Source organism: Pseudomonas sp. NPDC088890, assembly GCF_044900155.1.
Lineage (GTDB): Bacteria > Pseudomonadota > Gammaproteobacteria > Pseudomonadales > Pseudomonadaceae > Aquipseudomonas > Aquipseudomonas urmiensis.
In genome coordinates this window covers 511,696-534,617 of record NZ_JBJDNG010000001.1, presented here as the reverse complement: position 1 = coordinate 534,617, position 22,922 = coordinate 511,696, and the positions used below count along the sequence as shown (strand labels likewise).

Annotated in this window: 28 protein-coding genes; 1 reads left to right on the top strand and 27 read right to left on the bottom strand. The window is 61.2% G+C overall.

Features of this window, described 5'->3' with window-relative positions; genetic code table 11:
* Positions 1–223: 223 nt before the first annotated feature.
* A complete protein-coding gene (locus ACI2JX_RS02450; protein WP_404689285.1) occupies positions 224–499 on the top strand; it encodes a hypothetical protein in 276 nt (91 codons plus the stop codon).
* Positions 500–619: 120 nt separating this feature from the next.
* On the opposite strand, the gene ACI2JX_RS02445 is transcribed toward ACI2JX_RS02450, so the two are convergent.
* The 27 genes from ACI2JX_RS02445 to ACI2JX_RS02315 form a co-directional block, all read right to left on the bottom strand.
* The gene (locus ACI2JX_RS02445) at positions 620–1,177 is read right to left on the bottom strand and encodes a lysis protein (RefSeq protein ID WP_404689284.1); all 558 of its coding nucleotides are present in this window, start codon (positions 1,175–1,177) and stop codon (positions 620–622) included.
* Positions 1,174–1,725 carry a glycoside hydrolase family 19 protein gene (locus ACI2JX_RS02440; RefSeq protein WP_404689283.1) on the bottom strand — a complete coding sequence of 184 codons (552 nt, stop codon included), beginning with the start codon at positions 1,723–1,725 and terminating at the stop codon, positions 1,174–1,176. The genes ACI2JX_RS02445 and ACI2JX_RS02440 overlap by 4 nt, the downstream gene beginning before the upstream one ends.
* A gap of 26 nt (positions 1,726–1,751) precedes the next feature.
* The gene (locus ACI2JX_RS02435) at positions 1,752–2,798 is read right to left on the bottom strand and encodes a phage late control D family protein (protein WP_404689282.1); all 1,047 of its coding nucleotides are present in this window, start codon (positions 2,796–2,798) and stop codon (positions 1,752–1,754) included.
* Between the two features lie 61 nt (positions 2,799–2,859).
* Entirely contained in the window at positions 2,860–3,066 is a 207-nt protein-coding gene (locus tag ACI2JX_RS02430; RefSeq protein ID WP_404689281.1) for a tail protein X, read from the bottom strand.
* Positions 3,041–3,886 (bottom strand): phage tail protein, encoded by an 846-nt coding sequence (locus tag ACI2JX_RS02425; protein WP_404689280.1) that lies wholly within the window; start codon positions 3,884–3,886, stop codon positions 3,041–3,043. Before ACI2JX_RS02425 ends, ACI2JX_RS02430 begins: the two co-directional genes overlap by 26 nt.
* Before the next feature lie 9 nt (positions 3,887–3,895).
* Positions 3,896–6,544, bottom strand: a complete 2,649-nt coding sequence (locus ACI2JX_RS02420; protein ID WP_404689279.1) for a phage tail tape measure protein — start codon at positions 6,542–6,544, stop codon at positions 3,896–3,898.
* A gap of 129 nt (positions 6,545–6,673) precedes the next feature.
* A complete protein-coding gene (locus tag ACI2JX_RS02415; protein ID WP_404689278.1) occupies positions 6,674–6,976 on the bottom strand; it encodes a phage tail assembly protein in 303 nt (100 codons plus the stop codon).
* 30 nt (positions 6,977–7,006) lie between these two features.
* The gene (locus tag ACI2JX_RS02410; RefSeq protein WP_404689277.1) at positions 7,007–7,516 is read right to left on the bottom strand and encodes a phage major tail tube protein; all 510 of its coding nucleotides are present in this window, start codon (positions 7,514–7,516) and stop codon (positions 7,007–7,009) included.
* A 12-nt stretch (positions 7,517–7,528) separates the two neighbouring features.
* Complete coding sequence (locus ACI2JX_RS02405) at positions 7,529–8,695, bottom strand: phage tail sheath subtilisin-like domain-containing protein (protein WP_404689276.1); 1,167 nt, start codon at positions 8,693–8,695, stop codon at positions 7,529–7,531.
* A gap of 85 nt (positions 8,696–8,780) precedes the next feature.
* Positions 8,781–8,957, bottom strand: a complete 177-nt coding sequence (locus ACI2JX_RS02400; protein ID WP_404689275.1) for a hypothetical protein — start codon at positions 8,955–8,957, stop codon at positions 8,781–8,783.
* A 272-nt stretch (positions 8,958–9,229) separates the two neighbouring features.
* Positions 9,230–11,197, bottom strand: coding sequence for a phage tail protein (locus ACI2JX_RS02395; RefSeq protein WP_404689274.1), 1,968 nt, complete (start codon positions 11,195–11,197; stop codon positions 9,230–9,232).
* Positions 11,190–11,798 (bottom strand): phage tail protein I, encoded by a 609-nt coding sequence (locus tag ACI2JX_RS02390; RefSeq protein ID WP_404689273.1) that lies wholly within the window; start codon positions 11,796–11,798, stop codon positions 11,190–11,192. Before ACI2JX_RS02390 ends, ACI2JX_RS02395 begins: the two co-directional genes overlap by 8 nt.
* The gene (locus ACI2JX_RS02385; RefSeq protein WP_404689272.1) at positions 11,798–12,679 is read right to left on the bottom strand and encodes a baseplate J/gp47 family protein; all 882 of its coding nucleotides are present in this window, start codon (positions 12,677–12,679) and stop codon (positions 11,798–11,800) included. Before ACI2JX_RS02385 ends, ACI2JX_RS02390 begins: the two co-directional genes overlap by 1 nt.
* Positions 12,676–13,002, bottom strand: a complete 327-nt coding sequence (locus tag ACI2JX_RS02380; protein WP_404689271.1) for a GPW/gp25 family protein — start codon at positions 13,000–13,002, stop codon at positions 12,676–12,678. The genes ACI2JX_RS02385 and ACI2JX_RS02380 overlap by 4 nt, the downstream gene beginning before the upstream one ends.
* Positions 13,003–13,006: 4 nt before the next feature.
* Complete coding sequence (locus tag ACI2JX_RS02375) at positions 13,007–13,231, bottom strand: hypothetical protein (RefSeq protein WP_404689270.1); 225 nt, start codon at positions 13,229–13,231, stop codon at positions 13,007–13,009.
* A gap of 43 nt (positions 13,232–13,274) precedes the next feature.
* A complete protein-coding gene (locus ACI2JX_RS02370; protein ID WP_404689269.1) occupies positions 13,275–13,835 on the bottom strand; it encodes a phage baseplate assembly protein V in 561 nt (186 codons plus the stop codon).
* Positions 13,832–14,365 (bottom strand): hypothetical protein, encoded by a 534-nt coding sequence (locus tag ACI2JX_RS02365; RefSeq protein ID WP_404689268.1) that lies wholly within the window; start codon positions 14,363–14,365, stop codon positions 13,832–13,834. The genes ACI2JX_RS02370 and ACI2JX_RS02365 overlap by 4 nt, the downstream gene beginning before the upstream one ends.
* A complete protein-coding gene (locus ACI2JX_RS02360; protein ID WP_404689267.1) occupies positions 14,358–15,020 on the bottom strand; it encodes a hypothetical protein in 663 nt (220 codons plus the stop codon). The genes ACI2JX_RS02365 and ACI2JX_RS02360 overlap by 8 nt, the downstream gene beginning before the upstream one ends.
* A complete protein-coding gene (locus ACI2JX_RS02355) occupies positions 15,017–15,331 on the bottom strand; it encodes a hypothetical protein (protein ID WP_404689266.1) in 315 nt (104 codons plus the stop codon). The genes ACI2JX_RS02360 and ACI2JX_RS02355 overlap by 4 nt, the downstream gene beginning before the upstream one ends.
* Before the next feature lie 2 nt (positions 15,332–15,333).
* Entirely contained in the window at positions 15,334–16,329 is a 996-nt protein-coding gene (locus tag ACI2JX_RS02350; protein WP_404689265.1) for a major capsid protein, read from the bottom strand.
* Positions 16,330–16,390: 61 nt separating this feature from the next.
* The gene (locus tag ACI2JX_RS02345; RefSeq protein WP_404689264.1) at positions 16,391–16,738 is read right to left on the bottom strand and encodes a head decoration protein; all 348 of its coding nucleotides are present in this window, start codon (positions 16,736–16,738) and stop codon (positions 16,391–16,393) included.
* The gene (locus ACI2JX_RS02340; protein WP_404689263.1) at positions 16,735–17,886 is read right to left on the bottom strand and encodes a head maturation protease, ClpP-related; all 1,152 of its coding nucleotides are present in this window, start codon (positions 17,884–17,886) and stop codon (positions 16,735–16,737) included. Before ACI2JX_RS02340 ends, ACI2JX_RS02345 begins: the two co-directional genes overlap by 4 nt.
* Positions 17,883–19,340, bottom strand: coding sequence for a phage portal protein (locus tag ACI2JX_RS02335; RefSeq protein WP_404689519.1), 1,458 nt, complete (start codon positions 19,338–19,340; stop codon positions 17,883–17,885). Before ACI2JX_RS02335 ends, ACI2JX_RS02340 begins: the two co-directional genes overlap by 4 nt.
* A 17-nt stretch (positions 19,341–19,357) precedes the next feature.
* Complete coding sequence (locus ACI2JX_RS02330) at positions 19,358–19,564, bottom strand: phage head-tail joining protein (protein ID WP_084858143.1); 207 nt, start codon at positions 19,562–19,564, stop codon at positions 19,358–19,360.
* A gap of 1 nt (position 19,565) precedes the next feature.
* Positions 19,566–21,614 carry a phage terminase large subunit family protein gene (locus ACI2JX_RS02325; protein ID WP_404689262.1) on the bottom strand — a complete coding sequence of 683 codons (2,049 nt, stop codon included), beginning with the start codon at positions 21,612–21,614 and terminating at the stop codon, positions 19,566–19,568.
* Positions 21,615–21,618: 4 nt separating this feature from the next.
* Positions 21,619–22,215: a terminase small subunit gene (locus ACI2JX_RS02320; RefSeq protein WP_404689261.1), complete on the bottom strand. Its 597-nt coding sequence runs from the start codon at positions 22,213–22,215 to the stop codon at positions 21,619–21,621.
* Positions 22,216–22,380: 165 nt separating this feature from the next.
* The gene (locus tag ACI2JX_RS02315; protein WP_232858820.1) at positions 22,381–22,728 is read right to left on the bottom strand and encodes a phage holin family protein; all 348 of its coding nucleotides are present in this window, start codon (positions 22,726–22,728) and stop codon (positions 22,381–22,383) included.
* Positions 22,729–22,922: the final 194 nt, after the last annotated feature.

Sequence of the window (22,922 nt, the reverse complement as noted above, 5' to 3'; positions counted from 1 at the left end):
TGCGGTTGCCCCCTAAAAAACCGACCATCGGCTTAAAACCTATACATTTCACAGCATTCTGTACAGGAATTAGCAAAAGGCGATTACAAGCGATTATCGGTTGTTGACTTCGGGATTTGAAAAACCTGCACAGATAACTACACTCTATGTTGTCTTTAGGAACTAAAAATGTTCGAGTTATTCCTTCGTCAGCTATCGCTCATCATGGTCGAGGACAACTGCTTTGGAAGATTTATCCGCACATGAGCTCATCCCTGGCGTCACACTGCCACCAGTGATTCACGGACGATTGAGGCAACTGCTAGCCCAGCTGAACGTAGCGGACACCGTTGTTAACATCCTGCTCGTCCAAGAGCGAGCAGAGGGAGTGGTGGAATGTCTCGAACTACTCAAAAAACTTGATGACGAGCAAATCGAGAAACTCTATTTGCTCATCGGTCACACCGCAGCTCAGCGCTTTGGCGAGCTTGAGAGCCAAGCAGACGGGTCTCCCTCTTAAACGGCAAAAAGTTCGCCCCGCTTTGTGCCCGGAGCGAGAGCGTCAGCTGGACTCGCAGGAATGGTCTGCGGGTTTGGCGGGCCGGGCTGGGTGGTGACGCACCCACCCGGCTCGCTCCTTTCACTTGGTGACTTGGCGCACGTAGGCCTGGCAGGCCTTAAGCGCGATCAGTCCTCGGTCGCCTTCGTCGATGATGGCGATAATTCGTTGCGCATGCGCTGGCTCAAGGTAGGCTCGAACGACACCATGTACCACGCTTCCGGCGCCGGGGGTTTCTCGCACCCCACCGTCACAACCCTGGGCGGCAATGGCTCCGGCGTCGACAAGGACTGACAGCCGCACATCAGCAGTAGCAAGCCTGTCGCGCAGGCGAGCCTGAGTTTGTTGAGCATCGTTCATCTCCTTCCAGTGCATTTGTGTCTGCTCCTGCAGACGATCTTCTAAGTCGCGGCGAGCATCCTGCTGCACCGCCAGTTGATCTAACGCAGACGCCGCAGCCGCCTCGCGCTCGCGGCCATACGCTCGATCTTTCGCTGCCAGCTGCCGGGCGTAGTCTGCAGCCTGATCCGAGAGCTGCTTGCCGTAGTCATTCGCCTGCCACAACCACGCTCCACTGCCACCCATAACCAAGCCGAGCAGCAGGGCGAGCGCCGCAAGGCGCCAACCCACGGGATTCATTGCAGGATCTCCAGCGCCCGCTTGTAGAGCGCCTGCCGATCCTCCAGGCCGTTGGTACCGCCGTTGATCTTCTTCGTGATGGCGAGGAAGTCGCCCTTGTCAGCGAGGCTGTTGAGGCCCGTCTTTTGCCAATACCAACCCGCCGACATCGAGGCGTACACCGGGTGCTCGAGTAGCTCCGGGGTCGAAAGCAATCGGCTGTCGCCGAACAGTGCCTGGCTGCAGGCTTCGTAGTTGGCTCGCCCAGTCACCTGAATCAAGCCCCGCCCGCGGTACTTCTGGCCATCTCCGTCTGCCTCAGGCGTGTTACCCAGGCGCTGGGCCAAACGGCCAGTGTCGTACTTCGCCAGGTATTGATCGCCGCCCAGCTCACGCACGAAGCGCAATTGACCAGACTCGTGGCCAACTTGGGCGATGAAAGCCGCCATGCGCAGAGGCGTGATGATCGCGTACTTGCCCATGGTGGCGTTGAGTCCAGGAACAAAAACGCCGGCTTGGCGGCCGGCGTGGGGGAGAATCTGCTGTAGTTGTTGGACCGTTATGCTCATTACCTTCTCCGTTTATTGTGAAGTGGTTACAGCTGCTCAACTCTGAGCGGCTTCTCTGTTTTCTTTTTCTTCTTGCCGACGGCCTTGGCCTTGCCTTTCTTGCCGCCATTGCACTCAACGGTGGTGGTCCAGCCGGACTGGGTGAATACCTGTTCCACGCTGTCGACCAGATATTCGCCGTCGAGGCCTGACTTGAAGCCCTGGGCATTGATGCGGCGTTCGGCAAACATGTCGGTGCGGCCGACCATCTCGAAGCGCACGCCGGCAGTGCTGCGGTTGAACGCCGCTAGCCTCGCCTTGGCGGCTTGCTCAGCCGCCGATTTGTTGGGGTAGATGTGACGATCTGTATGCACGCCAGGAAGGCCGTCAGGCGCTTCGTCGTTCCCCAGCTCGACCACCTTCAGCTCGCCAGTGCTTTTGTCCTGATGCTTGGTCTTGACCGCCTTCTGTGCACCTCGATCACTAAGCCTGAACGAATAGCGACTGACGTCCGGTCGCGTGAGCGTGATTGCCGCCAGTGCCTTACCGCTGGCCGTCTGATTGCCCTCCTTGGGCATGACTAGCAGCTTGGCGTCGGCAACCTTGGCAGTGCAGTCGTACTGCTTGGCCAGGCGGGTGATGAAGTTAAAGTCGGACTCGTTGACCTGATCGATCCGGGGGAGTTTGGTCTGAACTGAACAGACCGGCGACCAGCCATTGCGGGCAGCGACGTCGCGCACGATCTGAGCGAGCGGCACGTTCTCCCAGCTTCCGCTGCGCGTGGTCTTGCCGGTACCGCGCATGTCGCTGGCTTTACCGCGAATCGTGAGCGTGTCAGGAGGCCCGGTCACTTCCATCTCATCCACGGTGTAGCTGCCCAGCCGGACCAGCGCCTGACTCGAATAGCCCAGGTAGATCTCGATCTTGGCCCCTCGCTTGGGCAGCGCTACCAACTGGTCGCGGTCATCGATGCGCAACTCGAACTCATCTGAGTCCATGCCGGGCTTGTCCGAGGTGCGCAGCAGTATCAGCCGGTCGTTGATCAAGGTCGTGATGTCCTTTCCATCAGCGACGATTCGAAACGTCGGTTTCATGCGTGCTCCAGAAATGAAGAACCCCGCACTAGGCGGGGCTCGGTATAGGATTTGCGGGATCTCAATCCCATAACATGACGGACTCGATCTCGGGCGCGGGCAGATCCGGCAAGGTGATCAGCAGGCCCGCCCGATAGGGCTGCGGCTCATCTGCCAATCCTTGGTTCGCCTCCAGCACCGCTTCCACCGTGCCGGTCAGGTGGCCGTAATAGTGCTGGCACAAAGTGTCCAGCAGATCCCCCTCAGACGTTCTGCAGGTCGTCGCCATATTTCACAAACTCCAAAGAGAACGATTGTTTGCGGGGGATCCCACCGGCGAGCAGCACGGACTGCTCTTCTTCCACGCTGGTCAAGCACCAGGTACCCAGCACCGCACCGAAACCGGTCACCAGGCTCACCGGTCCCAACTTCCGGCCAATGCCGCGCAGCGTGTCCAACTGGGCGATGCCGCCTTTGAAGGCAGGAAAAATCACGCCCTTAATGGTCAGCTTGTCCTCGCCCTGGCCAACCGCCTGCTGCGCGATGTCACGGGTCAGACGCTCCTGGCCAGTCCAACGAAAACCCGTCTGCCGACGCAGCTCGTCGAAGGCTGCTGTATCCAAGTTGAAGTAATAGGGCTTCGCGTTCGGCTCGAGCGGCTGCAGGATCAGCAGATGCGGAAAAGGCTTTACCGCCTCGGCCGCAGGAGTGGACCCTGGACCTAGAGCCCCCGTTGGGAGGATATTGCCCAGGGCCGGGCTGACTTGGCCTGCGACGCGGTTGATAGCCGCACCCGCCTTGCTGGCCTGTTCCTTGAGCGACCCTAGGCGATCCTGCACCTGACCTGCAGCAGTGACAGCCCGACCGTAGGTCGAGGCCACCCTCCCGACGGTGGACTGCGCTGCATTGATCGCCCGCATGGTACGTTGCAGCTTGGCACCGACGGCAGGCCCGATGAAGGGCACACCTTCAAGCTCAGCCGCCGCTCCGGACATATCGCTGATCGCCCCATTGAGCGGTCCCAACATCCCATCGAGACTGGTCCGCCCAGCCTCCCCCGCCGCAATCAGTGATGACAACGCTGATTTCATTGCCTCCATGTAGGCCATGGCACCTCCTTAGACGTGAGCAGCATCGAACAATTGCGTGGCGGCCTGACGGGACGACCGCTCGCGCTCCCACTGCTCCCAACTGCCACGCAAGCGGGACTCCAGCAGGCCAAAGAGCCGGTCAGGATCTCGGGCATCCCCCTCAATCGTGAACGACATGCTAGGGGAATAGGCAAACGACTGATCGATCTTCGGTGCTTCGATCTTGGGCGCCGCGGCCTTGGCGATCTCCGGCACACTTGGCGCGGGCGGTGTCGCCTGAACTATCTCGCGCACTACATCGCCCGGCGCGGGCGGTGCCTTACTTGCCACCGCTTCGGGCTTGTCCTCGCCGAACCATTTCTTGCCGAGGAAACCGCCCATGAACTCCCCGCCCATACCGCCCAGCGCGGCACCGATAGCGCCACCAATCACTGTGCCGATCACAGGGACCACCGAGCCAATCGCTGCCCCCGCCGCCCCACCCGCAAGCGCACCAGCCAGACCGCCAGCCGCGCCACCGTACCCCTCGGCCTTTTCATCCTGGGTCTCAGCGTTCAACGCGGTATCAATAACTCCGATACCGGCATCCAGCAGATTACCGCCAGGCACACGCTTGGCGATTTTGGTCATCCCACGAATGCCCCGCACCGTTCTACCCAGGTCACCTAATCCACCGCTCACCGCAGCGGGTGGCACGGTCGGCAAACCTGCGCCCGGCGCCAAGGACACCGGCGCCTGGACAGGAACACGCGGCCCAGCGGCAGGACGCCGTGCTCCGGCCGATGCTCCGGCACGACGATTGCGCCGACGGCGAGCCCGGCGCCCCCTGGCAGGCTCACCAGGGCCAGAGTTGCCGGCACTGCCGCCGATCCGACCGAATGCATCGGCGTTGACCACGAAAACGCGCTGCGGGTCGTTGCCAAAGACAGCGCCGGCATCGTTGCTTGCCGGGGCACCAAAGACCTTACCCAGCACGCCCAGGCCTGCGTCTACGACCTTGTTGCCGGTCTTGGGCAGCGCGACATCACCGACCGCGCTACCCGCACCCCGCGCACCACGCCGCCCCATAAGAGTCCCGCGAGCGACGTTGAATACCCCGCGCCCGACCTTGACCGCGCTGACCGCAGTGAGAAGGCCAATCACGGCGGCCGTAACACCAGCGACCCCCATCACCACCATCGGCAGCTTGTCCGAGAGGCCACTGATACCACGCGCCACCCAGGTCAAGCCCTGCGCTACGGCATCGGTCGCGGGACGGATGGCATCACCAATGCTACGCATCGAGTCGTCAACAGCCTGGGCCAACTCCGCCCAGCGCTGCGCGGAAGTCTCACGCCGTTCAGCCAAGTTCTTGTCGAGGATGCCCGCGACCTTTTCCGCCTCAACCGAATCAGCTTTAAGCGTGTCGTAGAGCCCCCGATTCTGCGCATAGGCAGTCAGCGCGGCCTTAACCTGCATGTCAGCGAACAGATCACCTGTACGCAGGGTTTTCTCCAAGGCCTCTAACGCCGCCTTGGCCTTCACTGGATCGGCCTCTTTGTCGATCTTGGCCTGGGCTTCCTGCATCTTCTTGGCTTTCGCCGGGTCCGTCGCCTGCACATACTTCATCGCCAGGGCCATGGACGACTCAATAACGTTCATGCCCTTCTGCAGACCAGTGTTCAGCGAGGCTTGATAGTCGATGCCCGCATCCGCATAGGCCTTGACCACATCGCCGGAGCCAATCTTTTCCATCCAGTTCTTGAAGTTATTCGCAGCCTCATCCGAGCTGCCCGCAGTCTTCATCTGGACCTGCAGCATTGCACCCAGCGATGACACCGAATCCAGGCCAGTGATGCCGTTCTTCTCCATCCCTGCCAGCAGCTGTGGGAACCACTTAGCCATATCGCTGGCCTCAAAGCTGCCCGCCTGGCCTTGATAGGCAATGGCCTCCAGCGCCTGCTGCATCACCTTGGGATCGGTAATCTTGGCGTTCTGCTGCAAGGCCATGATCATGCTAGCCGTGTCGACGCCCGAGGATCCTTGGCCGACGGCAAACTTGGCCGCCGTCGGTGCATACGCCATGGCGTTGTCCAGCTCCATGCCGGCGCCGACCAGTTGATTGATCAGATCAGCGACGTCATTGCGTGCCATGCCGGTATCGTTGGCGGTGCTGATAACAGTGCGGCTGAGCTGCACCTCCTCGGGTGTGTTGGCCACGTCCGCCTTAATCGCAATGTCACGGATGATCGACTGATAGTCCGCGCTGATCTTCGTGGGAATAGCCGTCAGACCAATGCCCACTGCCGCTGCGCCCAAGTTGGACTTGAGCGAGGACTTGCCCGCCTCGATCTGCTGATGCCCTTTGAGCTGCAGGTCAGCGGCCTTAGCCTCACGCCCCAAACGTTGGTATTCACGACCCAAGCGCCCAACCTCGACGCCCTGCTTACGCAACGCATCCAGGTTACCTTCGAGTTTGCGCTGCAGCTTATCGGCCCCGGCTGCTCCGGTATCGTGTGCTCGCTTCCACTCGTCGCGCAGCTTGATCGTGTCGCCAATGGTGTTTTTGAGCACCTTGGCCTTGTTGCCTTTAGCCTCGAGCTTATTGATATGGCCCGAGACGGTGGTGAACGCGGCGCCCATTGATGATGCGACGGCGCCACCGATTACCAGCGATAACGCCAGCTTGCCTGCCATCGACTACCCCCTTGGGCTCAATCCGTGAGCCACCAGCACATGTCCGACCAGGGCATGAGTGTGATTTCAGCGGCCGAAAAGCCCAGCTCTTTGGCTAGGCGTTTGGCCATCTTTTTTTGCCGCTGGGGGTCAAAGCACGTCGTCCTGCAGAAGGCGAAAATAACCGGTCTGAAGGCGGGTATAGTCTTTCAGGGTCAGGCCTTCGAGATCCTTCACACCGACCTCGGCGAGGCTTGCGAACAGGTTCAATTCGCGCTGCTCTTCCTCACCACTCCCGGCCTGAGCGCTGCGGATGTCGCGCACGGTTGGGGCACGCAGCGAGAGCTGGTCAACCTGCACACCATTAGCCTCTGAAGGTTTACTCAACCTGACCGTAACGCAGTCGGCGTGAAGGGTCATCCAAGTTGGTGGGGTCTTGATTTCTTGAGCCATGGTTATAAGTCCTGATTTGAAAGAGAGGGGTTACAGGCCCAGGGCCTGACGTTGCGCCATCAGTTGATCCACGCCGTTGATCACGCGCTTCATACCGAGGGCGTCGATCTCGTAGATCAAGCGGCCATCGACTTCGAGCTTGTAATAGGTCACGGCGACGTTGTGCTTGATCTCGGCCTTATCGCCAGGCTTCCAGTCACCCATGTCCACCTCTTTGAGGCTGCCGCGCAGTGTGACTACAACAGGAGTGACCCTGCCCTTCAGGCCCTTGAAGGCGCCCCGGAATGTGCCGTTGAAGGCGCTGCCGTCTGCCAGGCCAAAGAATTTCAGGGCTTCGCGGCGCACGCCGGTGGTGGTGAATCCAGCCTCTTGTTTCTCCATGCCTTGGTCCATTTCGACCGGCATATCCATGCCTCCTACACGGTGCTCTTCCATCTTGAGCGTGAGCTTGGGCAAGGTCAGGCTGGGCACGTCACCTTGAAAGCTGACGCCATCGACGAACAGATTCAGGTTCGCGAGGGTTTCGGGAATCATTGCCATGCGATGCGCTCCTTAAGCGGCAGACGACAGAACTTCGGTCAGCCATTGGTTGGTGACCTCTACGCGGAAATTGGGGTTTTCGGCAGGCGGAACATCGGTGAAGCGAATGTTCCAGTACACCTTGCCCTGCTCCAGCTGGCTGGCCGTGTTCAGCTCGGTGTCGGCGTAGACCTCGAAGTTGATGATTGCGCCCTGGTTCTTGAGGTCGCGCATGAACGCCTGCAGGCCTTCGGTCACGTCCTTGACATAGGTCGCGGTGATCGAGCGGTCGACGGCCCACTTGTGACCGTACAGGATCGCGTCCATCACGATATCCATGGTTCGCACGCGGGTGACGAATGCCCATTTGGCATCACTCGACAGGGTGCGGTTACCCCACAGTCGGTAGCCGTCATCGCGGATGATAGTGGCGATATTGGCGTTGTTGAGCAGGTTGGCCCGGCACGTCGCATCACCATCCAAGAACTCCACCGGGCGTCCGGCGCCGGTGATGCCTACGAATTCCTTGTTGGATGGCGAGGCCCAAAAGCCATACTCGTTGTCAGTCCAGGCGAACAAGCCAGCGACCCATGCCGAGCCGGGCGCGTCGACAGTGGCGCTCTCGTCGGTGTCCCAGTATTTGACGCCGGGGTCGACCATGAATGCGCGCTTGGCACCGAATTCGCCCGCGTAGGCAATGGCGGCCTCGTCGGTGGTGTTGGGGCCGTCGATAATGGCAATGCCGCGCAGCTTGTCCGCCAACGCCACCAGGGCCGTGCCGACCGCCTGGGTCGCGCTGTGCTTGGGGGTCACCAACAGCCGCGGCTGGGCGTTGTACCGGCTCTTGCCATCGAGCAGCGCTTGCAGCCCGGTGCGCGTGCCATCGAGCAGCACGCCACCGATAATTGCCGAGGTCTGCTCGGCCGCATCCTCCAGCTTGGCCACGCCGCACGCGACGATAACCGCTTGAGCGCGGGTGTAGATCGCCCGGCAAGCTTTGGTGATGGCCGAGTTAGGACCGAACGCGGCCACCGCCTCGCGCTCGCTGGTGATCAGCACCAGGTCATTGGCTTTCGCGGTGGCGTCCGGGCCGGGGGTGAAGGTGTCAACCAATCCAATGATCGAGGACGACGGCAAAGCGATGGTGCGCGCGCCGGTGTCGACGTTCGTTACGGTAACGCCGTGAAAGAAACCGCTCATAGGTTCTCCAGATACGAAAAGGCCCCGCGTCAGCGAGGCCAGAAGGGATGCAGCAGAAAGGAAAACGCCCCGTCAGTGCGGGGCGTCATTGGGTTTGTTCGGCGATCCAGGGTGGCGCCACCGGGCGATAGTCGCTGTAGGGAAAACGGCTGTCTTGCGGCCAGTCGCGTAACGACTGGCGATAGACCAGCAACGCGGTGAATTGCTCAGCGGCCAGCGTGGTGGGAAGCTGCATGTCCTGCTCATCACGGTGACGCGTCACCAGCCACTCGGTTGAAGAAACTTCGCCATCTCGCCAACTGCGCTCGACTGCTTGAAGATCAGCTATGTTGGTCGGCTTGTACGCGGGCGAATCGATTAGGATCGGCAGACCTTCGGCGTCATGGCTTCTAACCTTACCCCTCTCGGGATTGGCGATGGTCGCCTGATACAGCTCCTCGCTTATCTCCCTAGCATCATCCGGGATGTCTTCGTGGACAGCTGGCAAATAACAACAGCCTGTCCTTGCGCTATACAACCTCATAAAACCTCCAGTTACTTACCAATAGCGAGCCAATACAACGTTCCCGCCACAACAGTGGCAGTGGTATCGCGTGCCGCGATGGTCACGCCAACGTTAGTACGGGTAAAACCGTTCAAGTCAGGGGTAGTTGTTCCAGCGTCGGAAATGCATTGCACGTTGTAGCAGGTGCTTGGAAACGCGATATTGAACGGGACGTTGGCTCCCACATAGTTCACTGCCTCACCGTGGGCATACCCTCCCCACTGAATCACCAGCCCGCCTAGCCAAGAGGGAAAAATGATGTAGCCATTAGGCGCCAAGCTTGCGGAAAAGCCTAAACGCATTGCCTGGAATACCCGTAAAGGCGACATCATCTTGTTGTTTGCTGTACCCGTCTCAGCCTCTGGTTGGCTCGCATATTCAAGAGTTCGGGTGGTCCACGACGCTTCCCACTCAGACCATACCCCCAGCTCGTGCCGGTTACGCGTCCATATGTTCGCGCCTACACCAGCGCCACCGTCAACGATTGCAATCTGCGCTGATTGTTGACCTGCGGCGCGCTCAATATGAACAAGATGGTAAGACCCGGGCTTTGGGCAATTCACCCCGGACGGCACCCGGTAAATGCCTGTTCTCGAGGCTAAGTCAGCATCCGGAATGTCTGTCCCCGGGGCACCGATTCCAAACAAGGCCATAGCACTGCGAACGAAAGCGGTTGTCGCGATGGACGTATCACTATCGCTCGCAGGCGCAGTCGGCGCCTTGGGATCGCCGGTCAAGATCGGGCTGGCCAACGGCGCCTTTAGGGCCAGCATGTTAGTCATTGTGGCAGCGAAATTCGGGTCATTTCCGATAGCCGCCGCCAACTCATTAAGCGTGTCTAGGGCCGCCGGTGAAGATGCCACCAGATCCGCTAGTGCTTTCTGCACAAAGGCCGTGTTGGCCAGCTGGGTGGTATTGGTGCCAACCGCCGGCGTCGGCGCCGTCGGCACCCCGGTTAGGGCCGGGCTGGCTAGCGACGCCTTGAGCGCTAACGCTTGATCAACCTGAGTCTTGGTGTATGCATCAGTCAGACCATAACCCGCCACCGTGGTCGGGTTGGTCGCAGCGGTCACTCGACCATTCGCGTCGACCGTTAGGCTCCGATAAGTGCCAGCCGCCACACCAGTGCGACCGAATGCCATTTCAAAGGCCAGGGCAGTCACGCCCAGAGTGATCGGGCCGTCGGTGACCAACTGCCATGCGCTGTCGCCGTTGACCGTCCCACGCTCGACCAGGACCAACAGGCCAGGGGTGACCTTGGCGCTGGTGTCCGCATCAGTGCAGCGTGCCCAGGGCCCACCAGCCACGGCCAGATATAAACCGTTGTCCTTGGCTGCGGCCTGATTCTTCACCAGCACCCGCGAACCGGCAACCAACGCCACACCATCGACCGTCTGCAGGCCACTGAGGGTGATTGCGGCCGTCGTAGCGGCGACTACCGAATGCTTGAAATCCTGCTTGGCCAGCTCTTCGGTCACCCATTCGCGGGTGGCGAGCACCACGCTTGGATCGATCTTCAGTTGAACATTGCTAGAGCTACTGACGATCAGGTTCAACCTTACCACCTGGGTACGTCCTGACCCCTGACTGAGCAACGGCTTGAAGGTCGGCGCACAGTTGGCCACCGCCACCATGTCACCGTCCGCGTCATAGAGGGCAATCTCGCGAATCCAGCGGCCGCCGATATCGGCGGGGATGACTTGCTCGGCGACGATGACAGCATTGTTCTTGTCATCAACCTTAAGCTGATTGAGCGGCGCTCGGCGCCACTCGTTGAGCAGCGAGGTCCAACCCGCTGTCGGCATCGGCAACGGCGGGTTGTCCACACCGGCCGGGTTACCATCGCCCACGGCCATCTGCGTGATGGTCCAGGGAATGCCCAGGGCATCGGCGTTAGCCTGCTTGGCCGCGCCGACGTTGGTCAGGATCGCGTAAAACTGTGAGGTCTGATCAACCATGGTGTACGTCCAGATAGTCAATTGTGTGATCGCGGCCACCGCGCCCAATCTCGCCAGTGACTTCAAGGTCAACGGCTTGCGGCGGGTAAACGTCGAGTTCGTCGCCGTCGTAGATCGACGGGGCTATGTACAAGCGGCCGGTCGCTTCCAGGCTGATCGCCAGGCCGATCATGTGCCGGCTGACGGGTCGGGCGTCATCGATCAGCCAGGTCAGTTCCTGATAGGTTTCCTCGCTGATCCCCTCATCAGTCACCCCGACCTTGAGCGAGAACGTCCCCGGCACGCCCTTAGGTTCGGTCTGCCACCACTCGACGACCTCGATCAGGTAGCCGAACGGCTCGACCACCCGGCGCAGCGCGCCGATGGTTCCTTTATGGGCATGGATGTAGAACGCCGAACGGATTACCGAGCGCTTGATCGACTCAGGCCAACTGTCATCCCAGCGATCCACCGACCAAGCCCATGCGAGTTGGTACAGCAGGTGCGCCGGGCAGGTGTCGGGGTTGTACAAGGTGCGCAAGGGAACATCAGTGGTTTCAGCGGTTGCGGCCTCCATGGCGCGTTCCAGCGGCGTACTGTTGAGCGGCAGGAGACTGGTCATCAATCACCCCGCTCAACGGTGAAGCCCTCGCACCAGGCCGCTTGCGCTTTGGTGGGCCGGATATCAACCCAATCTGCGAGCTCAACACGGGATACCCCGCCGATATGCAACTGCGCATCTATGGCCGACCTGGCTACCTCTACGCCGAGCCGACGGCGGGGATTCATCCAGGCCTGAAGGCGCGCTCTGCACTCGGCGAGCACGGCTTCGTTCTCCGGTCCGTTTCCGGACATGTAGACCTTGGCGTCGATCCGGTACGGTAGGATCTCGGCGCCTTGCACCGTCAGGCGATCAGCCACCGGCCGTATGTCATCGTCGCTGAGATAGGCGTTCACCGTGGCCAATAGCTCGGGTGATGCCATACCATTCCCCTCCAGGGCCAGCACGGTGACCACCACCTCGGCCGGGGCCGGGCTTTCCGCTGTGGCGTCGGCCACCAGGCCCGAGGCATTGCGGGCGTGCAATATGTAGCTGTTACGCGGCCCGGCCGTGGTTAGGCCTTCATAGACCAACTGCACTCGTTCACGCAGGGCGTCGTCGGCCTCGAGCACAGCCGGCACCGGAGGCACCGCGCTCAAGTCCTCGGCCTGGATCACCAGCCGCTGAAGACGCACGTTGGCCGCCAACTGGTCAAGATCCGAGCCCGTGGCGAAAGCCAACATAAGCGCCTTGCCCGCATCGTTGACCCGCGCCCGGTTGGACAAGCGCCGGTAGGCAACCAGTTCCAACAGCTTGGTAATGGGATCGCTCTCCACTAGAGCCGACCAGTTATCACCCATGCCCTCGCGAAACGCCGCCAGATCTGCTTGATACAGATCCTCAAAGTCGAGGGCCTCCAGCACTGCGGGTGCCGGCAAGGCCGTCAAATCAATCGTGCTCATGCGCTCACCTCGATCACCACGCCATCGCCAAGGTAGGCGCCGGATACCTCCAGCGTGATCTGCCCCCCCAGCACAGCCACCACCCGGACGCGCTCCAATTTCAAGCGCGGCTCCCAGCGCCCCAGGGCACGAGCGACTTCGGCCTGTACGGCGCTCTTCCACCCTTCGTTAACGGGAAGGTCGACATAGCGGCGCAGTTGGCTGCCGTACTCTGGGCGCATGCGACGACTGCCGACCGGCGTGGTCAGAATGTCTTCGACGGACTGCCGCAGATGGTCCTGGCCGGACAGCGGCTGCCCCGTGCGGCGGTCCATTCCGATCATGGCGCTACTCCTGCACCCGCTCGAAGTCCGACCGCTTGCGGAAGAAATCGATGGCCACCGCGTCATCACCGGCTACCGTCACCTTCATCTGCTGCACTGACATGACGCGGCGATCCGGCAGGATCAGCGTGCGCGACTTGTAGTGCTTATCAAGGAAGGTAACCGGCGTCACTGGCACCGGCTCGGCCGCCTGCTGATCAGGCGGCGTGGCATTGTCTGTTTTGGCCATGCTGTGCTCCTGGCATAAAAAAACCCGCGGATGCGGGCTTGGTTTAGTGTTTATGGTTGGCCGTATTGCCGGCCGTATCGATGATCCGACCGCCACCGTTGATGTCCCCGGTGACCGCCAACACGCCGTTGATCAGCACGTTGCCGGTCAAGGTGATGTTGGTCGCCTGGGCAGTGATGGCGTCATCAGTGGCGACCACCGTGGTGCCTCCCACCCTGATGGCGACTGTGCCGGTGGGCACGGTGATCGAGTAATTCTTGGCGTTCCAGTCGTAGACCAGCGAACCGCCGTCATCGAAGCGCCAGACTTCGACGTGATCGCGGTTATCAGGCGGGGCACCTGCGTTGCCGTACAGCCCTGGTACGAAGGTTCCCTGGGCTGGTTCACCGCTGGGACTGACCAGTACGCCCTGCTCGCCGAGGCTCGGTGCGCGCCAGTGCCGGGCCTTGCCGGCTGCCTGGCTGTGCCAGCGCACCCAGGCGCTGGTCCAGTCGCCACCATCCGACACACGCACCATGGCGGCGGCCAGATCGACCGCCACTACTCGGCAAGGGATGATCAGACTGGAGAGCATGCGGTCATGCTGCGCGCTCGCATAGCTCATTCCATGGCCTCCGGAGACTGGTACTGATGCTCACTACCTGGGCCGGTGTCAGGACTGAATCCGAACACCAGGTTGCCGGGCGGCTCTACGGGCCAGGGCCATTCTTCCTTGCCGAGATAGATGACCTGCACCCACTCGACCACCCACACGGCATAGGAGTCCAGCTCAGGACGGGACCAATCACGCTCCGCCCGCACGAACTGAGCAAACTCGACCGGCAGCCCCCAGGACTGCATGCGCAGCAGCACCGCAATCTGAGCCGCGACAAAGGCCGCAACGCGCAAGCAGTTGGACTCCTCCTGCCCGACGATGACACGCGCCTCGAAACGGGCTTCGACTGCGACCTCGCCCGTCCCAGGATCCTTGTCAGCATCATCAAACCCAACCAGCTCGAGCACCACCGCGGGGGGCTCGACAGTCTGAATGCCCTCCGGCATGGTCCCGACATAAGCTAGGCCGGGGATCGCTTCCTTTACATGCTCCTCAATGGCGGCATACACCTGCGCGAGAGGAATCGGACCGTCATTCATTGTTTGTTCTCCGCAGGTACTTCAGCAGTTCAAAGTTCAGCTCTTGCTCCATCACCATCAGCAGCCGCTGGTGAGCGCGATTGGTCCAGGCCTCGAAGTGAGGGCGGACGTCCTCGAGCGAGATCTTGGCCTTGGCCAAGGGGAAGCGACTGTCGTTTTCCGAGATCCAGCCGGAGCTGCCACCACCCCGGCCAGATACTTCACTGTCCGGGTAGTCGCTCGCCTTGAAGTGCTTGCTGGCTGTACGGATCCAGATGTCGGGGTTGCCGCCATAGACGCGCCTGAAGAACGCGCCCTGGTAGCGACGCCCGGCGACCGACACGCCAGAGCGGATCTGGCGTGGCCGGCCGGCCCGGCTGGCCTCGATAGGTTTGATGCCGAACCACAGCTTGCCCTGGCCGTTGCTACCTGCAGCAAAGACCTTGAGACGCTGCCTAACCGCCGAAATGGCGATCCGCTCTTGGCGACCAACTTCACGGGCAACCTGACCCCGAAGCCACTGGAGTGTCTTGTTGATTGCCCGGCGCTGCGCGGCGGCGACCGCCTTGGGCACCAGCTTGGCGAAAGCTTCGAAGCCCTTCACATCCTGCGGGTTGGCCTGCAGGGTGATCAGCCCGGAGCTGGCCGTTTGCTTTTGGTAGCTGCCGACGCTCATAGCGATTTCCTCAGTACCAAGGTGACCAGACCATCACCACCCGGCTCGATGTTGGTGATGGTGTAGTTGCCCCCACCGTCCTCCGGGGGCATATCGATCACTACCTTCTGCTTGACCTCTATACCGGCATTGTCACCGACGCGAATCACAAGGTGCGGCTCGCGCAGGCCTGTACGGATCTGGCCGAGCTTGGGCTGCAGCCATGGCGCCGAGAACATGCCCAGCACCTCGCGGCCCTCAATCAGCGCCGTGTCACCCAGGACCTCGAACACCGTTTCGTCGATGTCGTCGATCAGATCGCGGAAGGCCATGGTCAGAGCGTCAGGCGGATGACGGCACGAGGACGGGTGCAGATGTGCAGCGGGTTGGACTGCGCCTCACCGTCGACACCCTTGCCGAAAGGCATTTCCTCGATCTTGCTGTAGTACGGCAGGCCCTCGGTATTGACGGTCTCGATGTAGTCGGCCGGGGCATAGATCGACAGGAACAGGTCCGAAACGCCCTCGGGTACAAGTCGGGCTTCGTCGTCGGACACGTAGGCCTTGCCGCCGACCTTGCCGCGATAACGCTCCCAGCTGATGCCGCCGAACTCAAACGACTCACGCCCATCACCCCGCAGCGCCGCTGCCTGCTGGCTGCCCTTGTAGGTGTCGACAACCGATGCATGAGCAATCAGCTTCTTCCAGAACGTCTTGCCGCAGAACGCACGGGCGCCAGTGGTGGTCACGTTGCCGAGCGCGTCTTCCTGCATGTCGAGCGCGTCGACACACTGGACTTGGACGTTGGTGTTCTGATCGTTGAGTCCCATCGACAGCGTCTGTCTGGACACACCGAAGGTTTTGTAGATGTCCAGCAGCACCGTCGAACCATCGGCGTCGAGCACCTGGCCATTGACTGCCCCCATTCGGTGATACTCGTGGGTGGCGTCCAACTGGCTCCGGGCCTTGCCGAGGCGCTTGTTCACTACCGCCTGAACAGCTTGCAGCTCGGTCAACTTGCCGAAGGCCCGGATACCTTGGATCTCGTCGGCCTTGATCGAGAAGCGCTGCGGCAGGTGGATGGTGTTGAAGGGGATGAGTTTGCGCTTGCTACCGCCGACCACCAGGCCAGAGGTCCCGCGTTCACCTGCTGGTACCAAGGCGAGCGTATCGCCGTCCTTTTCGATCTGCACCGTCAGGGTTGGAACACCCTCTTCGCGGAACAGACCTAGGGCAGCCAGGCGGCCTGGCACATACTCTTGCTCGTTGATGGCAGCCGTCAGGGCTGCAACGCTGAAGGCATCATCTTGGAAAATGGCAATCTCAGCCATGGGGTACTCCAGAAAGTAAGAACCCCGCTCTAGGCGGGGTTGGGAGGAAGAAAGGGTCGGGTCAGCGCAGAATGATGAGGTTGGCTGCCAAGGCCTTTTCCGCATCGTCATCGAGCCCGGTCAGCAGCGCCTCAGAGACCTCAGCCAAACGCACAACTGCACGGCCACGGCGGACGACTTCGGATTCGCCCAGCGAGGCGAACAAGATGCAGGTCGCCTTCTCGCTACCGTCTTCAGCTGCGGGGTCATAGGCGGCGAATTCGCCGGTGGCAGTGACCAGGCCCAGCAGTTGTCCAGCGACCAGCGCCGGACCAGCGGCAACGTTGATGGCTTCGCGAGAGATTTGGCCCGGCCCCTCGGAAAGCAGGAACTCACCGGCGTGAACCGGTTCCTGGAGGATGGTGCTCATGGTCGTGCTCCTTTAGTGGCGGCCTGCCGACGGGCAGCCCAGATGTCAGTGGGATTGGGTAGTTGCGCCTTGATCTGCTCCGAGTCGTCATCGGCAGGCGGCAGGCTGTTGTCGATCTCGATACCCTGGCCGGTGCCGACCACCTTCTCGAACAATCGGGCACGCACGGCGTCCGGCTCCAGACCAGCCTTCACGTAATCGGCGGCCAGCTCGGGCAGCCGGGCCGCTGCGCACAGGTCACGGATTCCCTTGGCGCGCGTCAGAGCGGCCTGCACCGTGGCCATATCGGCCAGCTTGGTCGAAGCAATCAGCGGCTCGACCAGGTTGCTGATACCGGCCTTCGCGCAGTCCTGGGCGATCAACAGGGCAAGCGCCGTGGAATCCTCCGGCTTGGGCTCAACTGGCTCCGGCAGGGTCGCTGGATCATCTGCTGGAGGCTTGTTTGCGAGCTGATCCAAGAGCGCCTTCGGCGTCTGGCGGTATCGCTGCATGACAGCGCCTTGCCCCAGGCAGGCCTTGACCGACACCCCGTTACCGACTTCGTCAGCCAGGCCCAGCGCGAGGGCCTCCTGTGCGGTGAGCCAGGTTTCGTCGTTGACCATCCGGCGCAGCTCGGCGTCGTCGATGTCCGGCGCCTTGGCCTTGTAGGCCGCGATGATCGCTTCGAAGGTCTGGTCGAGAACGTCGGCCACCCGCCGCAAGTCTTCGGCATCGCCACTGGTCCAGGTCCAGGGGTTGTGCACCATCAGCATGGCGTTCGAGGCCATGACAAGACGGTGAGCGCCGCAAGCGGCCACGCTACCTGCGCTGGCCGCCAGGGCATCAACCCGTGCCGTGCAACGCTCACCGAGTCGGCTCAAGGCGTTGTGGATAGCCAGGCCATCGAACAGATCGCCGCCGATGGTGTTGAAGGCCACGACCACTGGAGAGGTACCATCATCCACGGCCTTCAGATCCTGGATGAACTGGTTGGCAGTGATGCCCCACCCGCCAATCTCCCCATAGATGTAGATCTCGATCGGGGAGGCCTGCCCTTCTTCAGATGCTTCAGCCTGCGCCGCTGCGGTGATGGTGTACCAATGCTGGTCATCGACTTCCGGTACCGACGGGACCTTGTTGAAGACGCGGAATGGCATCAACGGTTTCATGGTTTCTCCTTTTCGTCAGGATCGTCATCGATCGCCGACAAGGTGCTGTAGTTGAGGCCAAGGGTTTTGGCGCGATTGAGGTCTGCCGCGTTCTCTTCATCGACCACCTCGGCGTCGGTGCCGCCGCGCAGGCATACCTCGCTGCGTGAGGCGAAGCCTGCGCCGATCTCCAGGATCCGCGACTGCACGTCCTGAACCGGGTGGATGTAGGCCCAGCCTTGCGGCACCCAGCGAGTACGCTGGTACTCGCGGCGGCGCTGCGCGTAGTCCGGCAGGTCGAGCACGCCCGCGAGCACGGCCATGTCCAACCAGGCTTTGCGCACAGGTCGGCACAGCTGGTGGACATACACCTGGAACTGGAGCTGCTCGAGGCGGCGCCGAAACTCGGTCAGCACCACGCGGATCGCCCGGTCGTTCACGTTCTTCATGTCGCCGGTGACCAGCTCGTAGGGCACCCCTGCCCCCGCTGACGCGGCCAGCAGTTGCTGCCGCATGAACTCGGGGTAGTTGTTGCCCGCGTCAGGAGGGTCCGAGAAGTCCACCTCCTCACCCGGCAGCAACTCCTGCATCGTGCCGGGCTCAAGCCCCACCATCGGGGTGAACGCATCCCGGTCGTACTTGACCGGCGCCCCGGTGAGCGGATCGAGCTGCGGCGCGCCATCCGGGGCTGGCTTGCGAACGAAGCCCGCGAACAGGTTGGCCACCTCCTGCCGGAAGAGCACCGCGTCGTCGAAGTTGTCCAGGCTGCGCAGGCGCTTCAGGATCGGCGCCAGGCGTGGGACACCGCGCAGTTGGCCAGGCTCCAGGGGCTCGAAGATGTGCAGCATCTGCTCGGCGGGGATCCTCACCAGCTGGTTGTAGCCGACATTGAGCGAGGACTTGTCGCTGGGGTGGGTGCGGTAGCACCAGTACGCCACGCGCCTGCCCATGCCGTTGAACTCGATGCCTGCGCGGATCACATTGCCGAAGCGGGTCACTTCAAACTTGTCATGAGGAACGAACTCCGGCGCCAGACATTGCAGCTGGAGCGGTACCGCGTAGCCATCCTCAGAACGCCGGGGCCGCAGGCGAACAAAACATTCGCCTGACTGCTCTACGGTGCGGGCCACCAGGGCCTGCAAACCGTAGAAGTCCGTGATCTGATCGGCGTCGGCCTCATCCACCCAGTCTTCCCACAGCTCCTGCATCACCTTGCGGATCGCCTTGTCGAGCAGCCGTGGGTGCGGGGTAATGCCGGTACCGATCAAGTTGCTGACGCGTTTGTCGATCACGTTGGCCGCATACGGGTCATTACGCACAGCGGCCCGTGAACGCGCCCGCAGGTTGCGCAACGCCGGCATGATCAAGCTGTTCGGTCCGGTGTCCGGGGCATCCCAGCCGGAGGCACGTCGCCCTTCGGCGGCGCCCTCATAGCTGGCCTTGATGCGCTCAGGCACCAACAGGCCGGAGCGCATGGAGATGTAGCGACCGCTCACAGGCCCTTACCTCCGTGATAAAGCCGGACAACGCGGGAGCGCGGGCCAGCTGCCTGGGACAGTTCCGTACGGATCAGATCGCGAGCCTTGATCAGCTCGTCCACCGTGCGATATTCGACGGTGCGGTCGCTGTAGCGAACGATTTTTTCGCCACGCGCAATCGCACGCTCGACAGCCGCGAGGTGTGCCTGGGTGTATGCCATGTCAGCGTCTCTTCAGGTAACCGCTGCTTGAGCTGCGGCGTTGCATTGGTTGAGGTGTCGGGCGAGGCGGCGGTGGTGGAGCCGGTGGAGCAGGCCGAGCTGGGGGCGGTGGCCACCGCTCAGGCTCAGGGTCGGCCCCGTCGTCGGCGTCTTCATCGTCTGACAGTTCGCTGACTGCCGGCTGCACAGGCCCCGGCTCAGGACCATCAAACAATCCCGCCTGGGCCAGTGCTTGTCGGAGTCGATCCCAGTCAGCACTTTGATATCGGTTCACTCCGAGGTAATGGGCCATTGCAAGGCAATACACCATCAGATCCAGCGCTTCGTTTCGCTCGCCACTACCTTTAACCCACTCGGTTCGCATCCCCCCACGTACTTTGCGTGCGACTTTGCGCTCCGCGACACATTGGTCGAAGAACTCATCATGCAAGTCATTAGGGAAGTGAAGCGCCCCAGGCCCGGACTCAAATGGATATCGGTTATAGATCCAATCCTTGGCGGTGTCGGTACCTACAAACCACAGTTCAACACCGTTCCGCTCGGTCTGGCCTTTCCAAGTCACGTCCATCATGGAAGGACGTTGCGCGATTACGGGTTTACCTGGCTTGCTGGCCCCTTTGAGCGCAAAGACGTTGCGCCAACGGCGCATACGACAGAACTGATACACCTCGTCCGTATGGTGTCCACCAGAGTCGATACCGGCTGCGAGGATTCCCAGGTGAGCACCACATGGATGGCGATAACGAGCTTTCAATTTCTCGTCGAGCAGCAACCAAGTGCTATCTTTGGCGGGATCTCCCCAAATCACCTGAAAGTCTACCAACCAACGCTCCATGCCCACGCCAAAGCCCATGACGAGCATTTCGAGTCGATTGGCCTGGACGTCGACGGAGGCCACTAGCATCAGTGTCTCTGATGTCATCGAACCCAGGCTATAGCGCTCAAGCTTGGCTCGGTCCCGAAGCACCTCAGCCTTAGTCTGCTCCTGCGCACTGTCCCACACTCTAGCCAGACGGGTGTTGTAGAACACTTGCATTAAACCAAGCTCACCACTCTTTTGGGCCTTCTTCGCCTCCTCAAACTCTTTGGCAAGTGACCCCCAATCCAACCATCCAGACGGTGAGTAAAGCCCGTTCAGATGGAAACCCACTGTCTGGCCGTCGCCGACCGCATGAGAGCGCCACTCACCTCCGGCAAGCATGCCGGTCTTGTGGTGCTCTTCGATAAGCACATCGCAGTCCGGACCAGAACATTGATAGTGGACCTTGCTGAAATCGGCGCTGTACAACAATCGCTCCCACTCCAGCACCTGCATATGGCCACAGTGCGGGCACGGGACGTAGTAGTAACGCTGATCACTGGCCTCGAATAGATCAGCAATCCTAGAGGCACCCTTGATGGTCGGCGAGCTCGAGAAGTAAATCTTCGCATTCCGACCGAAGTTGGTAGCCCGGATCTCAGCCAAGGCGACAGGGTCACCCTCCTGGCCGACATCGTTTTCCCAGCGGTCGACCTCGTCGCCGTAGATGTACCTCGAGGAGAGCTCGGAAAGGTTGGCAGCCGAGCCGGCTGTCGTCACATATAACGAGCCTCCCTCAAACTCCTTGGTGTCCATGGTATTACGGGCATCCCGCGAGCGGTTGGCCGCTACCCGACCACGTAAAACAGGAGTCGCTTTGACCGTCTTGCTGATCCGACCTGAGACACGCTTGGACAGCGTGAGACTCGGCAGCAACGCCAGAATATTGGAGGGGGCCATGTGGATCAGGGCACCCATCCAGTTCAGCGCGATCTGGGTTTTCATCAGCTGTGAAGCCACCATGGTGACCACACGCCGACAAGGATGAGCGGGTGAAAGGCAACGCATCGGCTCTCGGGCATACGGCGTACGCTCGGTACGATATGGGCCGGGCTCTGGGGCTCCGGTGTCACGCGGAATACGCATGTACTCGTCAGCCCATTCGTCGACCCAAAGATCTGGGTCGGGACGTAGCCCACGGAAGTACGCCTCACGGTACACCTCTGCGCCGTCAGGAAAATCGACTGACATAGAGTTAGCTCGTTGAAATAGCGTGATCAAGGTCCGCCGAGGAAAGCTTCTCAGCGTCTTCTAATGTCCGGCGGAGCGCTGCCGTGAGATGCCTCTCAATCTCCCAGGGATCGCTCATGCCTGCCAACTCCGGGGCCACCTGTGAAGATAATCGAAGCAACTGGTCGCGAAGCAGTCGGCCCGAGTCATAGGCGCTCTTTTCGACAGCCTCACGCTCAACCAAAGATCCCTGCTTAGTGCGCAACTCAATGACGCTCATTTCAGCAAGACTCTGCTCACGCAGTGCCCGAGCTTTGTGAAAGTCGGGAGACTGAATCGAAGGCAGATGCTCCGGCGCAGCCGTGTGGGTCGGCTCGGCGGATGGACTCAGTTGGCTGTAAACGCCTCGCTGAAGCCGGTCTTGATGGTGTCGAGCGGCTACAGCTGCCTTGCTGGGATCAGCGGTTTCTTGGATTTTGGCCTCAGTGGCAAGGACATCCACCAGCTTGCCATCCGGCGCCAGCACCAATCGGTCGTTATCCTTCAACCAAGTGATGTAGCTCGGCGACCTACCGATACGAGCCGCGAAGGTACTCTTTGACATGTAGATCGGTTCCGTCATGAGCCCTCCTTTTCAACGACTTTTTCAACAGGAATCCTTTCAATTTCAACAGGTTGAATTTCAGTAAGCTGGCAATCCTGTGGCTAACACTTTTCCGCGGGTTTCCCGTCCCGTACCCCGCCCAAGTCGCCAGGGTCCCCTGCCCCTGCCAGGGTTTCGGCCTGCTCACTGACCTTGCTCGCCACTGCGCGGCGGCATCTCGCACACGCCCAGACGCTTGGCGGCCCAGCGCTCGTACAGGCCGATGGCGACATCGGCGCCGGCCATTGCAGTCAGGCAACCGAATGCAGCCGAAGCCCAGATCGATGCGCCGGCGGAGTACAGCAACATGATCGTTGCCATCCCGCAGACCACACAGGCTCCAGACCGCAAGGCGATACGCCGAACCAGCGCCCAGCCACGGACACCCGCCTTGTCCGCGCGCCACATCTCGCCAGATACCCCGCCGACCAGGGCGAGAGTGATCACGAGCCAGACCGGCATCTCGGCAAGCGCTTGTTGTTCGTTCGTCATCCCGTTCCCCAAATGCAAAAAACCCGGCGCGGTGGCCGGGTTTGCGGTGTTTGGCGGGCTGCTTTGTGCACCCGCACGTCTCGAAGATGGGTACTTTTTACAGGTCGATTCCGGTGGCAGCAAGCAAGTTTTAATGCCACCCGGCAATAAGGGGTAAACGCCTAGGGAATGTCTGGAAAATGTCGGGGGAATAC

What these genes read in the sequence shown, in the direction of transcription:
- ACI2JX_RS02375 (WP_404689270.1), bottom strand. Translation starts at nt 13,231, where the DNA reads ATGGCCAAAACAGACAATGCCACGCCGCCTGATCAGCAGGCGGCCGAG.
- ACI2JX_RS02395 (WP_404689274.1), bottom strand. Translation starts at nt 11,197, where the DNA reads ATGGTTGATCAGACCTCACAGTTTTACGCGATCCTGACCAACGTCGGC.
- ACI2JX_RS02315 (WP_232858820.1), bottom strand. Translation starts at nt 22,728, where the DNA reads ATGACGAACGAACAACAAGCGCTTGCCGAGATGCCGGTCTGGCTCGTG.
- ACI2JX_RS02325 (WP_404689262.1), bottom strand. Translation starts at nt 21,614, where the DNA reads ATGTCAGTCGATTTTCCTGACGGCGCAGAGGTGTACCGTGAGGCGTAC.
- ACI2JX_RS02430 (WP_404689281.1), bottom strand. Translation starts at nt 3,066, where the DNA reads ATGGCGACGACCTGCAGAACGTCTGAGGGGGATCTGCTGGACACTTTG.
- ACI2JX_RS02365 (WP_404689268.1), bottom strand. Translation starts at nt 14,365, where the DNA reads ATGAATGACGGTCCGATTCCTCTCGCGCAGGTGTATGCCGCCATTGAG.
- ACI2JX_RS02350 (WP_404689265.1), bottom strand. Translation starts at nt 16,329, where the DNA reads ATGGCTGAGATTGCCATTTTCCAAGATGATGCCTTCAGCGTTGCAGCC.
- ACI2JX_RS02330 (WP_084858143.1), bottom strand. Translation starts at nt 19,564, where the DNA reads ATGGCATACACCCAGGCACACCTCGCGGCTGTCGAGCGTGCGATTGCG.
- ACI2JX_RS02415 (WP_404689278.1), bottom strand. Translation starts at nt 6,976, where the DNA reads ATGGCTCAAGAAATCAAGACCCCACCAACTTGGATGACCCTTCACGCC.
- ACI2JX_RS02425 (WP_404689280.1), bottom strand. Translation starts at nt 3,886, where the DNA reads ATGGCCTACATGGAGGCAATGAAATCAGCGTTGTCATCACTGATTGCG.
- ACI2JX_RS02435 (WP_404689282.1), bottom strand. Translation starts at nt 2,798, where the DNA reads ATGAAACCGACGTTTCGAATCGTCGCTGATGGAAAGGACATCACGACC.
- ACI2JX_RS02440 (WP_404689283.1), bottom strand. Translation starts at nt 1,725, where the DNA reads ATGAGCATAACGGTCCAACAACTACAGCAGATTCTCCCCCACGCCGGC.
- ACI2JX_RS02385 (WP_404689272.1), bottom strand. Translation starts at nt 12,679, where the DNA reads ATGAGCACGATTGATTTGACGGCCTTGCCGGCACCCGCAGTGCTGGAG.
- ACI2JX_RS02420 (WP_404689279.1), bottom strand. Translation starts at nt 6,544, where the DNA reads ATGGCAGGCAAGCTGGCGTTATCGCTGGTAATCGGTGGCGCCGTCGCA.
- ACI2JX_RS02405 (WP_404689276.1), bottom strand. Translation starts at nt 8,695, where the DNA reads ATGAGCGGTTTCTTTCACGGCGTTACCGTAACGAACGTCGACACCGGC.
- ACI2JX_RS02445 (WP_404689284.1), bottom strand. Translation starts at nt 1,177, where the DNA reads ATGAATCCCGTGGGTTGGCGCCTTGCGGCGCTCGCCCTGCTGCTCGGC.
- ACI2JX_RS02320 (WP_404689261.1), bottom strand. Translation starts at nt 22,215, where the DNA reads ATGACGGAACCGATCTACATGTCAAAGAGTACCTTCGCGGCTCGTATC.
- ACI2JX_RS02340 (WP_404689263.1), bottom strand. Translation starts at nt 17,886, where the DNA reads ATGAAACCGTTGATGCCATTCCGCGTCTTCAACAAGGTCCCGTCGGTA.
- ACI2JX_RS02410 (WP_404689277.1), bottom strand. Translation starts at nt 7,516, where the DNA reads ATGGCAATGATTCCCGAAACCCTCGCGAACCTGAATCTGTTCGTCGAT.
- ACI2JX_RS02360 (WP_404689267.1), bottom strand. Translation starts at nt 15,020, where the DNA reads ATGAGCGTCGGCAGCTACCAAAAGCAAACGGCCAGCTCCGGGCTGATC.
- ACI2JX_RS02355 (WP_404689266.1), bottom strand. Translation starts at nt 15,331, where the DNA reads ATGGCCTTCCGCGATCTGATCGACGACATCGACGAAACGGTGTTCGAG.
- ACI2JX_RS02370 (WP_404689269.1), bottom strand. Translation starts at nt 13,835, where the DNA reads ATGAGCTATGCGAGCGCGCAGCATGACCGCATGCTCTCCAGTCTGATC.
- ACI2JX_RS02380 (WP_404689271.1), bottom strand. Translation starts at nt 13,002, where the DNA reads ATGATCGGAATGGACCGCCGCACGGGGCAGCCGCTGTCCGGCCAGGAC.
- ACI2JX_RS02345 (WP_404689264.1), bottom strand. Translation starts at nt 16,738, where the DNA reads ATGAGCACCATCCTCCAGGAACCGGTTCACGCCGGTGAGTTCCTGCTT.
- ACI2JX_RS02335 (WP_404689519.1), bottom strand. Translation starts at nt 19,340, where the DNA reads ATGCGCTCCGGCCTGTTGGTGCCTGAGCGCATCAAGGCCAGCTATGAG.
- ACI2JX_RS02390 (WP_404689273.1), bottom strand. Translation starts at nt 11,798, where the DNA reads ATGACCAGTCTCCTGCCGCTCAACAGTACGCCGCTGGAACGCGCCATG.